Here is a 241-nt window from a genome sequence, read left to right on the forward strand (position 1 = left end):
CTCGTCGCCTCGTCCACTACGGTCCAGGTCCTGGGCGAAGGACGCCTCGAAGAATCTCCCTAATAAAATTGACGTCCACGAACGACTGCTGTTTGCACTCCATTCACACGCGTTAAGCAGGTGGTCAAGGATGAACAGGCAGAACCATGCGAGCCGCTTTGGCGTCAGCCTCGGTTGTACGTGGGAGCGACAACGCCTACCAAAGCAGTTCAAATGCGGAAAGACTCCTGCCGACCTGCTT

This window comes from Rhodopirellula sp. UBA1907, assembly GCF_002337565.1.
GTDB lineage: Bacteria > Planctomycetota > Planctomycetia > Pirellulales > Pirellulaceae > Rhodopirellula > Rhodopirellula europaea.